The organism is Streptomyces sp. NPDC016845, from assembly GCF_044332585.1.
Classification (GTDB): domain Bacteria; phylum Actinomycetota; class Actinomycetes; order Streptomycetales; family Streptomycetaceae; genus Streptomyces.
In genome coordinates this window covers 113,346-127,447 of record NZ_JBIRPI010000007.1, presented here as the reverse complement: position 1 = coordinate 127,447, position 14,102 = coordinate 113,346, and the positions used below count along the sequence as shown (strand labels likewise).

Genomic DNA, 14,102 nt, shown 5'->3' with positions numbered 1-14,102 from the left:
TTGCGTGCGTGTTACGTGCCCGCCGCTCACACCTCGGCGTAACTGAGCTGCGGCTTCGCCTCGGTGTTCGACGCGGACGCGGAACGCGCCGCCGCCCCTCGAAGGTATACGGCCCAGGTCACCGCGAAGCACACGGCGTAGAAGACGAGGAAGGACACGAAGGCGCCGGTGCCGGTGCCCGCCGTCTGGAAGGACTGGCGGAACGCGAGGTTGATGCCGAGTCCGCCGAGCGCCCCGACCGCGCCGATCAGGCCCATGGAGGCGCCGGAGAGGCGTCGCCCGTACGCGGCCGCGTCCTCGCCGGTGAGGCCGAGGCCGAGCGCCTTGGCGTGGAAGATGCCGGGGATCATCTTGTACGTGGACCCGTTGCCGAGCCCGCTCAGCACGAACACCACGATGAAGGCGACGGTGAACAGGGCCAGGGACTCCCGCATCGACGCCACGATGACGACAGCGGTCGCGGCGCCCATCGCCACGAAGTTCCCCAGCGTGATGCGCGCCCCGCCGAACCGGTCCGCGAGCCGCCCGCCGACCGGCCTGATCAGCGAGCCGAGGAGCGGCCCGATGAAGGTGACCCCGGCCGCCTGGAGCGGCGTACGGCCGAACTGGGTCTGCAGGACGAGGCCGAAGGCGAAGGAGTAGCCGATGAACGAGCCGAACGTGCCGACGTAGAGGAACGCCATGATCCAGGTGTGCGGGTCCTTGGCGGCGTCGCGCGCGGCCCCGGTGTCGTTCTTCACCGACGCCAGGTCGTCCATGAACAGCGCCGCGCAGACCGCCGAGACGACGATCAGCGGGAGGTAGACGCCGAGCAGGACGCGCGGGCCACCGCCCGCGCCGATGACGGCGAGGGCGACGAGCTGGATGACGGGGACGCCGATGTTGCCGCCGCCCGCGTTCAGACCGAGGGCCCACCCCTTCTTGCGCAGCGGGAAGAAGGAGTTGATGTTCGTCATGGAGGAGGCGAAGTTGCCGCCGCCGACGCCGGTGAGCGCCGCGCACAGCATGAACGTGCTGTACGAGGTGCCGGGCTCCATGACGCCGAACGCGAGGGCGGTCGGCACGAGCAGCATGGTCGCCGAGATGACCGTCCAGGTGCGCCCGCCGAACACGGCGACGGCGAACGTGTAGGGCACGCGCGCGAAGGCGCCGACCAGCGTCGCCATGGAGACGAGGAAGAACTTGCCCGCGGGGTCGATGCCGTACTCGGGCCCCATGAACAGGACCATGACCGACCACAGGGACCAGATCGAGAACCCGATGTGTTCGGAGAGGACGGAGAAGACGAGGTTGCGCCGCGCCACCTTGGCGCCTGTCTCCGCCCAGAACGTCTCGTCCTCGGGGTCCCACCGCTCGACCCACTCACGGGTCCGGCTCCGGCCTGCCATCTCACGCCTCCAGGGTCACGGTTCCTGCCTTCCGTTCCTGACGGTAGGCAGGCGGGATTTCCGGACTGTGGCGTGCGATGACCGGCGGGGAACGTTGCTCTCACCCGCCGCCGCGGGGCGCGGTGAGGGCGCCGGGCTCCTTCCGTCCGCCGCGGCCGTCGGGCCACAGCCGCGGCGGGCGCTTCGCGGCCAGGTCCTCGACCCAGCCGACGGCCATGATCGCGAGGGCGATCAGCGGCCAGACGAGGACGAACGACCAGAACATGTACGTGGAGTCGAGGGCGGAGTCGAGCCGGTCGCCCATGAAGGGCAGCTCGTAGAGGGCGTCGATCACCGGGAACGTCGCCATGATCAGGATGTTGTGCCAGAGGTAGATCGTGACGGCCCGGTTGTTGGCCAGCGTGATCGGCCGGTCCCAGCGGGCGAGCCGCTTCGGCAGCTCCCGCCAGGAGGGCGCGTACTGGAGCAGGATGACGACGAACCCGAGGGACCAGGCGGCCTGGGCGAGCGGGATCTCGTTCAGGTCCCAGCCCTCGTCGGAGAGGTGGCCCGAGGCCCACCACAGGCCGAAGGCCATGACGAGGGCCGCGCCCGACACCGCCAGATAGCGCGGCACCTTCGCGAGGACGCCGTCGTGGTGGGCGAAGCCGAGCACCCAGCAGCTGCCGTACACGGCGAAGTCGGTGACGGCCTCGCCGGTCCGGCCCGGGATGGTCACCAGGCCCGTACCGACGACGGCGGTCAGGGCGAGCGGTGCGAGCAGCGTCGCCCACGGCACCTTGCGGAACGCCCACAGGAGCAGCGGCGAGGCGAGCACGAACCAGAGGTAGGCGCGCAGGTACCACAGGGGGCCGATGCCCTGTTCGGCCCAGGTGCTCTCGAGGAAGCCGGGCGGGTCCGCCACGGTGAAGGGGTAGTTGGGGGCGTCGATCGGGATCAGGTAGCCGACGAGGTCGAGCCAGCCCCAGACGCCGCCGTTGTCGGGGTCCTTGCCGGGGTTCCAGCCGCCCGCGAAGAGCAGCGGCACCGCGAGCGCGGCGAACACCCACAGCGGGGGCAGCAGGCGGCGGATCCGGCCGCGGACGACGCCGGGCGCGGGCCGGTTCAGGGAGCGTGCCATGAGCGATCCGGCGAGCGCGAACATCACGCCCATGGACGGGAAGAGGACGCTCAGCCACACCCATCCGAAGAAGTGGTAGGCGACGACGCGGACGAGCGCGATGGAGCGCAGGAGGTCGAGGTAGCGGTCGCGGCCGGGTCTCGCCGGGGGTGTGACCGCAGGCTGCGACGGGGACATGGGTGCCGTCTGCGTCATGCCACGGGCCTCCGGTCATGGTCCGCCACGGACGTGGACCGCTGCTGCGGCACGCCGGGCAGCCCCGCGTCGAGCGCGCCCGTGCGGCGCAGCTTCTGCCAGCGCAGACGGCCGCCGGTGAGCGCGGTGATCCAGGACTGGAGCAGCACGACGTACATCAGCTGCCGGTAGAGGAGCTGCTGGAGCGGCAGGGAGATGAGGTGCGTCATGCGTTCCTTGTCGAGCCGGAAGGCGAAGGCCGCGCAGACGAGCTGGAGGGCGAGCACGCCGAGCCAGGCCACCACCGTCTTCTCGGTGGGTCCGAACACGACCCCGTAGAGCAGGAAGATGTCGATGAGGGGCGCGAGCAGCGGGGCCACGACCATGAAGAGGGAGACCAGGGGCAGCCCTACGCGGCCGAAGCGTCCTGAGGGGCCGCGCTCGACGACGGCGCGGCGGTGTTTCCAGATGGCCTGCATGGTCCCGTACGACCAGCGGTAGCGCTGGGACCACAGCTGCTGGACGGATTCGGGCGCCTCGGTCCAGGCGCGGGCCTTCTCGGCGTAGACGACGCGCCAGCCGTCGCGGTGCAGCGCCATGGTGACGTCGGTGTCCTCGGCGAGCGTGTCGTCGCTCATGCCGCCGATGGGCGCGAGGGCGGACTTGCGGAAGGCTCCGACGGCGCCGGGGATCGTCGGCATGCAGCGCAGGACGTCGTACATGCGGCGGTCGAGGTTGAAGCCCATCACGTACTCGATGTGCTGCCAGGCGCCGATGAGCGAGTCCCGGTTGCCGACCTTGGCGTTGCCGGCGACGGCGCCCACGCGCGGGTCGCCGAACGGCTGCACCAGTTCGCGGACGGTGGCGGGTTCGAAGACGGTGTCGCCGTCCATCATCACGACGAGGTCGTGGCGGGCGTTGGCGAGGCCCCGGTTGAGGGCGGCCGGTTTGCCCGCGTTGTGCTGGCGTATGACGCGGACGTTCGGCAGGCGCAGGTTCTCGACGATGCGGGCGGTGCCGTCGGTGGAGCCGTCGTCGATGACGATGACCTCGACGGGGTGCTCGCCCGCCATCAGGGAGCGCACGGTGTTCTCGATGCACTTCGCCTCGTTGTACGCCGGTACGAGGACGGAGACGGGTTCCGTGACGGGCGGGCCCCAGGCGAAGCCGCGGCGGCGGACGCGCCGGGCGTGCAGCGCGGACAGGAGCAGCATGAGGCCGAAGCGGCCCATGACGAGGACGCCGATGACGGCGAGCCCGACGACCATGACGTCCGTGAGGTGCTCGGAGGCCTGGACCGCGGCGACCCAGGCGCGGCCCTTCCACAGCTCTATGCCGCTGACGGGCGTGTGCGCGCCGGGCATGCCGAGCGCCTCGGAGAGGTTCTGGAACTTGTAGCCCTTGTCCTGGAGTTCGGGCAGGAAGCGGTCGAGGGCGGCGACGGTCTGCGCGCGGTTGCCGCCGGAGTCGTGCATGAGGACGATGGCGCCCTTGCCGCCGTGCGGGGTGGCGCGGCGGATGATCTCGTCGACGCCGGGCCGCTTCCAGTCCTCGCTGTCGGTGTTGTTGACGACGGTGATGTAGCCGAGCGAGCCGATGTACTGGGTGACCGGCCACGACGCGTCGTCCATGGCGTCGGCGAACGAGGAGTACGGCGGCCGGAACAGCGAGGTGCGCACGCCCGCGGCGCCTTCGAGCGCGAGCTGGCTCTGCGACAGCTCCCAGTCGATGCGCTCGGTCGACTGGTAGGAGAGGTCGGGGTGGTTGAAGGTGTGCAGGCCCACTTCGTGGCCTTCGGCAACCATCCGGCGTACGAGGTCGGGGTGGCGCGAGGTCATGGTGCCGGTGACGAAGAAGACGGCGTGGGCGTCGTGCTTCTTGAGGACGTCGAGGACCTTCGGGGTCCACTCCGGGTCGGGCCCGTCGTCGAAGGTGAGGACGAGTTTGTGGCGGCCGATGGAGCGGCTGCTCTCCTGCCCGCCCCGGGTGTCGATGACGGGGCCGCCGTCGAGGATCTTCTCCGGCACCTGGGCGGTGCCCGCCTCGGGCCGGACGCGGTGGTCGGCGAGTATCTCGCTGTGGACGTAGCCGCGCAGCATCAGCATGCACAGCATCGCCACGAGGAGCAGCGACGGCAGCAGATAGCGCAGCGGCAGGCGGCGCCTGCGGACGCGGGGCCGCCGGGGACGTGAGCGGTCGGACATTTCTACAGGACGCTGCTTTCCAGGGACGCGACGAGCGACGTGGTGGAGCCGATGAGGAGCCCGGACAGGAGGCCGCCGGCGTGGGTGCCGGCGTCGCCGCCCCCGGCCTCGGTGGACGGGTCGCCGGAGGGCTCGGCGGCGGGCGGGGAGTCGGCGCCGGCGGGCGGCTCGGCCGGCGCGGTCGAGCCGGTGCCGGGCTGCTCCGACGCGGACGGGTCGGCGGCCGGGGACGTGTGGGCGCCGATGGGCTGGTCGGGCGAGGCGCCCGCCGGGTCCGCGCCCGTGTCCGTGCCCGCACCCTGTTCCGTGCCCGCGCCGGGCTGCGCGGCGGTCGTGCCGGACGGGGCCGCGCCGGTCGCGCCGGAGGTGGCCGCGCCGCCGGGCGTGGCGCCCGCGGCGGCCGGGTCCTGGGAGGCGCCGGGCCCGGTGGACGGCGACGCGGAGTCGGCGGGCGCCTGCGGCTCGCTGTCGGCGTGGCCCGCGGGCTCCTTGGGCATGGGCAGCCAGGGCGCGCTCGAATTGCCCGAGAGCAGCGTGGCCACGAGGACTACCGCGAAGACCGCGCAGGCGGCGCCGAGGGAGACGCCGACCCGCCGGAAGGTGCGGCCGCGCCGCCCGGAGTCGTCGACGAAGACGGGTACGTCCTTGCCGTCGTCCTGCGCCTGGGCCCGCGCGGGGACGGCCGTTGCCTTCCGCGCCTCCAGCAGGTCACCCAACCGGCTGTCGGTGACGTCGAGTTGGACCGTCACCTCGTTAGGATCATGAGCCTGCCCGGGCAAGGCGTCTTCTCGCCAATGTTCCACCGTACGGACAACCCCCCAAGGACATACGCCTGCGCATGTCCACGTTCATGGTTTTGATCTTGGGTGCGCATGCGACCGGCCGGACACTTCTCGGTCGGACCGGGACCCCACCCTGGCCCGAGCAATCCCCTTATCACACTGCGCCCGGACGAAGAATGTAGCGCACACGAGTGACTTTCGTATCCGCCCGTCACACACGATTCATCATGACGAGTGCATCTGGGGCCGGTATCCACGCGTCGGCGGGGCGGTCGAGCCATCCTTCCTCCTCGGCGATCGAGGACGCGGCGGCCCTGAGCGCGTCAATCCCGGGGTGTTTCTGACCTTTTCGCCATACAAGCGACACAGGTGACAGCGGAACGGGGTCGACGAGCGGCCGGAGCACCGATCCCGGCATGGCCGGAAAGCCGATCCCGGCCAGGACCGGATTGCCGTACTTCGCCATGATCCGGCGGAATTCCTCCTCGCCGACGGCGAGCGGCGCGGGTGGCGCGATCTTTATGCCGCGCCCGTCGAAGAGCCGCCGGGCGAGGTCGGTCCACTCGGGCGTCCGCGGATTGCCTGCGCCCGCGTAGACCGTCTCCCCCGCGAGCCGGTCGAGCGGTACGGCGTCTAGTCCGGCGAGGGGGTGCTCCTCGGGCAGCAGGACCGCCATCGGCTCGTAGCGCAGGGGCTGCTGGGCGAGGCGCTCGCGCACGGCCGGGTCGAGCCCCGCGAACCGGCCGAAGGAGACGTCGATACGCCCCGCGAGGAGCTCGGCGGCGGCGTACGTCAGGCCGCTCTCGTAGCGCGCCATCAGCTCCTGCCCCGGGATGAGTTCGCGGGCCCGCGCGAGGACCCGCTCGTGCACGAGCCCGGGGCTGTTGACGTCCACGAGCAGTGGCCGGGCCTCGTTCGCGGTCCCGGTGAACGCGGCGAGCAGCTCGTCCTGCGCCTCGATCACGCGCCGCGCGTACGGCAGCAGCCGCGCACCCTCGGCGGTGAGCGTGACCTGCCGCGTGGTCCGCCCGAACAGCTCGGCGCCCAGCTCCCGTTCGAGCCGGCGGATGTCCCGGCTGAGCGCCTGCTGGGCCACGTAGAGCCGGGCGGCGGCGCGCGTGAAGTGCAGTTCGTCGGCGACGGCGAGGAAGGCGCGCAGGAGGCGCGGCTCGATGGTGGTTGCCATCCGGGGAACTTACAACGACTTACAACACAGGCGCGTGAATCGGTACGGAGTAGGTGTTGGACCGGGCGTACGGCCTGCGGTGACGCTCTTGGCATGCCTGAAACAACCACGTCGACCGGGACAGCCACGCCGGCCGGGACAAGCACGTCCGTCCCCGCGGCTGCCCCGAAGATGACCTATGCCCGGCTGTTCGCCGTACCCGGCGCCCTCGCCTTCACCCTCGGCAACCTGCTGGCCCGCTTCCCGCAGGGCATGTTCAGCATCAGCGCGGTCATCATGATCTCCGGGACGCGCGGCTCGTACGCGCTCGCCGGCGCCGTCACCGCGACGGGCCTGGTCGCCAACGCGGTCGTCGGCCCCTGGACGGCACGGCTCGTCGACCGGTACGGGCAGGCCCGCACCGCCGTCCCCGCCACCGTGATCTCCGCGTGCGGATCGCTCGCCCTGCTCCTGTGCGTGCACTTCGGGGCGCCCAGCTGGACCCTGTTCGCCGCGTACCTGGCATCGGCGGCCACGCCCAACACGGGCGGCATGTCCCGGGCCCGCTGGGCGCACCTCCTCAAGGGCGACGCCGACGCGCTGCACACCGCGAACTCCTTCGAGCAGGCGGCGGACGAACTGTGCTACATGCTCGGCCCGGTCGTGGCCGCCTTCCTGTGCGGAACCTTGTTCCCGGAGGCGGGCACGCTGGTCAGCGTCGTGCTCATGGTGACCGGCGTGCTGGTCTTCGCCGCGCAACGGGCCACGGAACCCCCGCCGCACGCCCGTACGGAGGCGACGAAGACGCCGCTACGCGCGCGTGGCATGCCGCCGCTCCTCGTCTCCTTCCTCGCGACGGGCGCGATCTTCGGCTCCCTGGAGGTCGTCACGGTCGCCTTCGCGGACGCGCAGGGGCACAAGGCGTGGGCGGGCGGCATCCTGGCGCTCCAAGCGGCGGGTTCATGTGCGGCGGGCCTCGTCTACGGGGCGACGAAACCGGCGGGCCCGGCCGACCGGCGCCACCCGGTCTGCGTCGCCGCGATGGCCGTCCTCATGACGCTGCCGCTGCTCGCGGCGGCCGTCACCGGTTCGCTCCTCGCGCTCGGCGGGGCGCTCCTGATCGCGGGCATGGCGACGGCGCCGACCATGGTGACGGGCATGACCCTGGTCCAGCAGCGCACACCGGCAGCCCAGTTGAACGAGGGCATGACGCTCGCCGTGACCGGCCTGCTCGGCGGCATCGCCTGCGGCTCCGCGACGGGCGGCGCCGCGGTGGAGCACTGGGGCCCCACCGCGGCGTACACCGTCCCGGTCGTGGCGGCGGTGACGGCGCTGCTGCTCGCGCTCTACGGGTATCTGCGCGTGCGGGGCGTCAGCAGGTGACGGGCTTGCGCCAGGAGCACTCGAGACCGTCCGCACCCGTGTCCGCGCCCGGCACGAACCGGCTCGGCCTCGGCGTGACACCCCTCGCCGCCTTCTCCGCGGTCGACTCGGCGAGGGTCACGACGATCGCGTCCTCCAGCGGTTTCACCGAGTCGGCGAGGTAGTTGTTCTGCACGACGCTGTAGACGAGCTCGCGCCCGTCGGCATCCTTCACATAGCCGGACAGGGCGCTGGCCCCGGTCAGCGACCCGGTCTTGCCGCGGGCGTTGAGCGCGGCAGGGGTGTCGCACATCCGCGTCCGCAGCGTCCCGCCGACGAACCGGTCCGGGTCGCACGCCACCGGCAGGGACCTGTACCAGTCGGCGTACCAGGGCTCGTCCCGTACGGAGAGCAGCAGGTCGGCGATCTGCCGGGCGGCGAAGTTGTTCTTGCGCGAGAGCCCCGAACCGTCGACCTGGCGCACCTTCCCGGCGTCGACCCCGGCGCCCTTCAGGTAGGAGGCGATGGCGGCGGTCCCGTCGCCCCAGTTGCCGGGCCGGCCCGTCGCCTCGTACGCCATGGCTTTGGTGAGCGACTCGGCGTGCATGTTGTTGGAGAGCTTCATGAACGGGATGAGCAGGTCCTTCAGCGCCATGGAGTCGTGCGTGGCGAGCGTCTTGGCACCGGCCGGGGCGGCCCGCCCCAGCCTGGTGGCGCCGCTCACCTTCACGCCGTGCGCGGCGAGCGCGTCGCGGAAGACGGCGGCGGCGTACCCCGTCGGCTCCCACACGGTGACCCACTCCTTGGTGGTGTCACCGCCGACCGGCACGGTCCCGCCGACGGTGACGGTGTTGGTGCCGTGCTGCCGCTCGACGGCGATGCGGTCCGCTCCCCCGGCGGCCACGGTGCGCGCCCGCACGTCGAAGCGCACGTAGTCCGTCCGTGGCGTGACGCGCACGCGTGGCTGGTCCCCGGCCTTCTTCCCGGGCTCGACCTCGACGATGACGGTCCCGGTGTCGTAGTCGGTGTCGGGCGCGACGCTGAGCGCCGAGATCTGGGCGGCGTAGTACGAGGACTCGTCGTCGGCGCCCCAGGTGTCGCCCTGCCGCCGGTCGTCGAACCGGGTGTCGTCGGCGACCAGCCGCCCGTCGACCTTCCGCACCCCGGCGGCGGCGACACCGGCGGCGAGCCGGTCGTAGTCGGCGGCGAGGGCGGTCGGATCGCCGGTCCCGCGCAGATAGAGGTCCCCGTGGAGGACCCCGCCCCGCAGGCGTCCACCGGCGAGCACGTCGGTCGTGAACCTGTACTGCGGGCCGAGGAGTTCCATGGCCGCGGTCGACGTGGCGAGCTTGGTGTTGGAAGCGGGCATGAGCCGCCCGGTCGGGTTGTGCTGGTACAGGGTCTCGCCGGTGGCGGCATCGGCCACGACGACACCGGCCGCGCCGCCCTCCATGCGCGGATCGCCCAGGATGGTGTCGATGGCCTCGGACAGCCCGCCGGGGCCGGCGTCGGCCCCGGCGCTCCCGCCGCCCCACGAGAGCGTGGCCGCGGCCACCCCGAGGACTACGGGCCAGACCCATCTCCGGTACGCCTTACGCGGTTCGCTGTCAGCTCTGCTCATGCCACAGGAGCATCCCGGAGACCCGACGGGCCGCCAAGACCCAGGGATCAGCCAAGTCCCCAGGAGCGCCCGAGGACCTGGGCGGCGCACAGGTTCACGTCGAGGATGTACGCCCCCGCGGTCCCGCACTGCGCGGCCCCGCTCCCCGGGTCGACGGGCTGCCCGTGCCCCATGCCGGTGACGCTGTACGTCTCCACCGCCGGGCCGCCGGAGGCATCGCGGAAGACCTGGTGCGGGAACCCGGCGACGGTGTCGCTGACGTCGGCGACCTGGTCGGCCCCACGGACATCGGTCCACTGCTCGGCCAGATCCGTCATGTTGACGGGCTTCACGGTGTAGTCGGCGCTGCCCTGGAACACGGTGAGCCGCGGCCAGGGCCCGGCGTACCCGGGCCGGGCGGCCCGCACCCGGTCACCCCACTGCTTCGCCGTCTGCGTGGCCCCGACATACATGCACACGTACGGGGATCCGGCCGCCTGCGCGCACCCGTACGGCAGCCCGGCGACGACGCCCCCGGCGGCGAACTTCTCCGGGTAGGCCGCCATCATCACGGCCGTCATGGCGCCCCCGGCGCTGAGCCCGGTCACATACACCCGGGACGGGTCCGCGCCCGCGTCGGCGACCTGCCTGTCGACCATCTGCGCGACGGAGGCGGCCTCGCCCTGCCCGCGCCCGGTGTCCCCGGCCTGGAACCAGTTGAAGCACGAGCTGAGGTTGTTGCCCGAGGTCTGCTGCGGCAGCACGACGGAGAACCCCCACCGCTCGGCCAGCGAGACCCACCCGCTGCCGGTCCCGTACCCGGCGGCGTTCTGCGTACAGCCGTGCATGACGACGACCACGGGCCGCCCCCCGGGCAGTCCGTCGGGAACGTAACGGAACATCTTCAGGGCCCCGGGATTGGCACCGAACCCGGTGACTTCCTGAACACCGGACGCGGCGGCGGACGCCTGCGGAACGGCGGGCAGGAAGAGGGCGAGAAGAGCGAGCAGGACGGCCGCGGCTCTGGCACGTGTACTGATGCGTGCACTGGTGTGTGTCATGGGGAGCGAAGGTAGGCCCGGCTCCGGGGTCCCGACATGGGGCCGACCGACACAGTTGACGGCGAGCCGATGTGTCAATGTGTCGCAATCGGCTCCGGTGACGACCAGAAGTCTGAGTGCACGTTGGGGGCGGGGACCTTCTTCCCGCGGTAGTCGACGCCCTTCGCGGGTGTGGTGGGCTGTGCCACCGCGGACTTGTCCACGCAGGCCGTCTGAACCTCCAGGAAGAACTGCCCCTTGTATCCGACGCTCAAGTTCATCTTCAGAACGCCGTCGTTCGCGTCCGCGTAGACGGCGGGGAACTCCTTGTCCGAGTTGACCTTGGTGATCTTGTAGCCGGACTTCTTCCATGCCCGCTCGATGACACCGAGAAGAGCACCGCGCCGGCCATCGGACACCTGCGTCATGACCACGGCTCGGCGCGTGACGTCGCCGAGCCCCTGAGCATCCGGGCACGCACCACTGTCGGATTCGTCGTGCGTCCATTCCAGGGGAGGGTTCACGGAGGAAAGCGTCTCGCCGATCAGGCGGTCTGCTTCATCCGCAGCTTCCTTCATATTCACGTCCGAACTCCTCTCCGGGGTGTCCGAGCCGCCGCTTCCTCCACAGCCCCCAACAAAAGCTACAGCGAGCACAGGAGCGACGATGCGAACAAGGAAGCACTTCACCGTGGGGCCTCTGTAGTGATCGAGTCTGAGTGTCCGGCGACGATCCTAGCGATGTTGTCGGCGGCAGAGGGATTGCGCTCGGGGTCGAAGTATCCGGAATGCGCAGGAGTCGCCCCAAGTCCGGACAGGAGCGGAAGCGGGCCGTCGCCGCTTTCCATCCGCGTCGCCCCGAACTCTGCGCTGGCCGGGTCCGTCCCGAACCAGATGTCATCGTTGCCCCATCTGCCCGCTGCGACCACAGGACTGACCACTCCGAACAGGTCCTGCTTCGCCGGCAGCTTCGTGACCGGGTCGTTGTCTGCGGAGCCCACGAACACGTGCCCCTTGCCGACGTTGAGTTCCGAAGCCTTGTCAGCCCCAGTGCCCGGACTGCCGAGCAGGACAATGTCGTCGGCTCCTGGAATGCCACCGTCCTGCCGAGCGGCAGTACCTACGGCGAGAGAGCCATAGGAGTGACCAATGGCAGTGATGTGCGCATTCTTGTGCTCGCTGGTTGCTTGAATGCCATCCATGAACGAGTTGTAGTCAGAAGCACCCTTGCTCGCATTGGTTGTAGACATCACATCCTTGAAACCTGGGGCGTCGTACCCGAGCCATACGATGGAAGCGCTGGACGGATCATATTTCTGAGCTCCCTTTGCCGTTTGGTAGGCCCTGCGAACGGTGTCGTCAGCAAACTCCCCATCCAGGGCCGTCCCTAGGCCCGGCACATATGACGAGACGTTCTTGGATGTGTCAGGGTTGCCGTAACTGACGATCGCTCGCCCCTTCCCTTCGAGCCCGACCCCTAGCAGATACATCGGCGGATGCGAATTCTGCGACAATTTGTCTTGAATCCCTCGGAGACCCGCAAGTTTCTCTTGTGCGCCGTCCGCCGTCTTTCCTTCGAGGCTGGCGATGATCAAAGGCAGGTTTTCTCGGTTCGCTTGATCGCGCGCTACAGCCGGAATTCCGTCGAGGCCGCCGAGCACATCTGGGAAGGACGTAATGTATTCCTGTTGCTCTTCCTTGGACAGATGATCCCACCACTGCTTACGCTCGGCGGGTGTTTTGTCGAGCACATCTGCAGCAAGATACTGTCGGGCCGCATTCCCAACTGCATCGACATCACCCGCCACATTTGCCCATTTCTTCTTATCCACAGCAAGACCGGAAGCAGCCTTCAGTTTATTCAGGGCCGAGCTGTAGCGTTCATCGATTTCGCTGGCTTCACGCACCGCGTGAGCGATGCGGTCCGCGACGTCCTGCGCTTTGGCCCGGTGCGGGTTCGGACTTGCGAGAGCCGGAGCATCCGCCCCTGCGGCCGGGTCGTACTTTCCCTCTCCATCACGATGAAGTCCAGGATTACCGACTCCGACGAGACCGTTGTTCCCCATGACGGAACCACCTGGCACCATGTCTCCGGTCATCGAGTTCTGGCCACCAGCCGGATAGTCGATGCTGCCGTCCTCATTGACGGTGTACCCGAGTGTGGCGGCATCATCGAGGGCGTCGCGCAATCGACGTTGCGGCGAGTTGGCCTCACTCGCCAGACCGTCGAGGACACCTCGAATCAGTCCCGCTTCTGTCTGGACATAGTGATAATTTTCGCTCAGCCGCTTCAATCTTTTGACCGCCGAGCGGGCGGACTCGCTGTCCTGGGTCTTGGTGAGCTTGTTGCTCATATCGCCATCGACACATTCACGAGAATGATCGGCGAATTTGGAAAGAGCGCCCCACCCGTCGGCAGCTTCGGTCAATTCAGACAGTTTAAGGTCGCGCAGCTGCTGCCATGTCAGCGCAGAGGACCCGGCCATGGTCCACTCACCCCTCCTAGTGCCCGGCACCGTGACCGCCTTCGCCTTACCCCCTACTTCGGCGTCGATCTCTCCGAGGTCCACAGCAACCTGCCGCAACTCGGGCTCGAGAGCGCTGCACTCTTCCCGCACCCGTCCGAGTCGCTCGTTCCAGGACGTGAGCACCGTCTTGAGCGCCCCAAGGCTGGTCAACCCGGCCAGACCGCCGCCCACACCCTCGTGCGCGCTGCGCAGATCAACCCTTGCCGTGCTCGTGCTGGCTTGCAGATCGTCCGCCGTGCCTGCTGCCTGCGTCCAGGGGCCGCGCTCATGACGAAGTGTGCTGACGCCACCGCCCGATGCTTCGGATGACGACGTTTTGCCGTGCAGGCTGTTGATCTGCGTATGGTTGTTCTGCCGTTCAACGGCTTGTGCCTTGAGTTGTTCCCACTCAGCCCATGCCATGCGCGTCCCTCCCCCTTCCCCCTGGCTTTGCTGGGGTACGTATGCGGCGACGACCCCGGCTCACATGCTAGTGCGCGCGTCCCATGCGCCACCTCCGTGCCGATGCTCAGATCGGACCTGAGTATCCGTACCTATTTCCGCCACTCGGCAGCGAACGCGCCGACTCCCGGCAAGCTCGCCCGGAATCTGGGGTGCCCGTCGCACTGCGGTCGGACAAGGCGTGTCAGTCGACTGCCGGGTCACCTGAATGGGCCGTAAAGCTGCACGCAGGCAGGCGCGCAGCTGAGCAGCAGCCCTCGGGTGCCAAAACAAAAGCCCCTGGCCGTCGATCATATCGA

General features: G+C 69.7%; 10 protein-coding genes. 1 reads left to right on the top strand and 9 read right to left on the bottom strand.

Annotated elements, in window-relative coordinates:
* Positions 1-26: 26 nt before the first annotated feature.
* The 5 genes from ACH4RC_RS20070 to ACH4RC_RS20050 form a co-directional block, all read right to left on the bottom strand.
* Entirely contained in the window at positions 27-1,388 is a 1,362-nt protein-coding gene (locus ACH4RC_RS20070; RefSeq protein WP_398202537.1) for a nitrate/nitrite transporter, read from the bottom strand.
* 100 nt (positions 1,389-1,488) lie between these two features.
* Complete coding sequence (locus ACH4RC_RS20065; protein WP_398202534.1) at positions 1,489-2,703, bottom strand: acyltransferase; 1,215 nt, start codon at positions 2,701-2,703, stop codon at positions 1,489-1,491.
* Positions 2,700-4,886 carry a glycosyltransferase gene (locus tag ACH4RC_RS20060; RefSeq protein WP_398202532.1) on the bottom strand — a complete coding sequence of 729 codons (2,187 nt, stop codon included), beginning with the start codon at positions 4,884-4,886 and terminating at the stop codon, positions 2,700-2,702. Before ACH4RC_RS20060 ends, ACH4RC_RS20065 begins: the two co-directional genes overlap by 4 nt.
* 2 nt (positions 4,887-4,888) lie before the next feature.
* Positions 4,889-5,635 carry a hypothetical protein gene (locus ACH4RC_RS20055; RefSeq protein ID WP_398202530.1) on the bottom strand — a complete coding sequence of 249 codons (747 nt, stop codon included), beginning with the start codon at positions 5,633-5,635 and terminating at the stop codon, positions 4,889-4,891.
* 244 nt (positions 5,636-5,879) lie between these two features.
* The gene (locus ACH4RC_RS20050; RefSeq protein WP_398202528.1) at positions 5,880-6,854 is read right to left on the bottom strand and encodes a LysR family transcriptional regulator; all 975 of its coding nucleotides are present in this window, start codon (positions 6,852-6,854) and stop codon (positions 5,880-5,882) included.
* 93 nt (positions 6,855-6,947) lie between these two features.
* On the opposite strand from ACH4RC_RS20050, the gene ACH4RC_RS20045 reads away from it, so the two are divergent.
* On the top strand, positions 6,948-8,216 hold the full coding sequence (locus ACH4RC_RS20045; RefSeq protein WP_398202526.1) for an MFS transporter: 1,269 nt from the start codon (positions 6,948-6,950) through the stop codon (positions 8,214-8,216).
* Here ACH4RC_RS20045 and dacB read toward each other — a convergent pair.
* The 4 genes from dacB to ACH4RC_RS20025 all read right to left on the bottom strand — a co-directional run bounded on the left by dacB (position 8,206) and on the right by ACH4RC_RS20025 (position 13,764).
* A complete protein-coding gene (gene dacB / locus ACH4RC_RS20040; protein WP_398202523.1) occupies positions 8,206-9,816 on the bottom strand; it encodes a D-alanyl-D-alanine carboxypeptidase/D-alanyl-D-alanine-endopeptidase in 1,611 nt (536 codons plus the stop codon). The two genes, ACH4RC_RS20045 and dacB, sit on opposite strands and share 11 nt — an antisense overlap.
* 47 nt (positions 9,817-9,863) lie before the next feature.
* Complete coding sequence (locus ACH4RC_RS20035; RefSeq protein ID WP_398202521.1) at positions 9,864-10,856, bottom strand: alpha/beta hydrolase family esterase; 993 nt, start codon at positions 10,854-10,856, stop codon at positions 9,864-9,866.
* A gap of 74 nt (positions 10,857-10,930) precedes the next feature.
* A complete protein-coding gene (locus ACH4RC_RS20030) occupies positions 10,931-11,491 on the bottom strand; it encodes a hypothetical protein (protein ID WP_398202519.1) in 561 nt (186 codons plus the stop codon).
* 29 nt (positions 11,492-11,520) lie between these two features.
* Positions 11,521-13,764, bottom strand: coding sequence for an alpha/beta hydrolase (locus tag ACH4RC_RS20025; RefSeq protein WP_398202516.1), 2,244 nt, complete (start codon positions 13,762-13,764; stop codon positions 11,521-11,523).
* Positions 13,765-14,102 lie beyond the last annotated feature (338 nt).

What these genes read in the sequence shown, in the direction of transcription:
- ACH4RC_RS20070 (WP_398202537.1), bottom strand. Translation starts at nt 1,388, where the DNA reads ATGGCAGGCCGGAGCCGGACCCGTGAGTGGGTCGAGCGGTGGGACCCC.
- ACH4RC_RS20065 (WP_398202534.1), bottom strand. Translation starts at nt 2,703, where the DNA reads ATGACGCAGACGGCACCCATGTCCCCGTCGCAGCCTGCGGTCACACCC.
- ACH4RC_RS20060 (WP_398202532.1), bottom strand. Translation starts at nt 4,886, where the DNA reads ATGTCCGACCGCTCACGTCCCCGGCGGCCCCGCGTCCGCAGGCGCCGC.
- ACH4RC_RS20050 (WP_398202528.1), bottom strand. Translation starts at nt 6,854, where the DNA reads ATGGCAACCACCATCGAGCCGCGCCTCCTGCGCGCCTTCCTCGCCGTC.
- ACH4RC_RS20045 (WP_398202526.1), top strand. Translation starts at nt 6,948, where the DNA reads ATGCCTGAAACAACCACGTCGACCGGGACAGCCACGCCGGCCGGGACA.
- dacB (WP_398202523.1), bottom strand. Translation starts at nt 9,816, where the DNA reads ATGAGCAGAGCTGACAGCGAACCGCGTAAGGCGTACCGGAGATGGGTC.
- ACH4RC_RS20035 (WP_398202521.1), bottom strand. Translation starts at nt 10,856, where the DNA reads ATGACACACACCAGTGCACGCATCAGTACACGTGCCAGAGCCGCGGCC.
- ACH4RC_RS20025 (WP_398202516.1), bottom strand. Translation starts at nt 13,764, where the DNA reads ATGGCATGGGCTGAGTGGGAACAACTCAAGGCACAAGCCGTTGAACGG.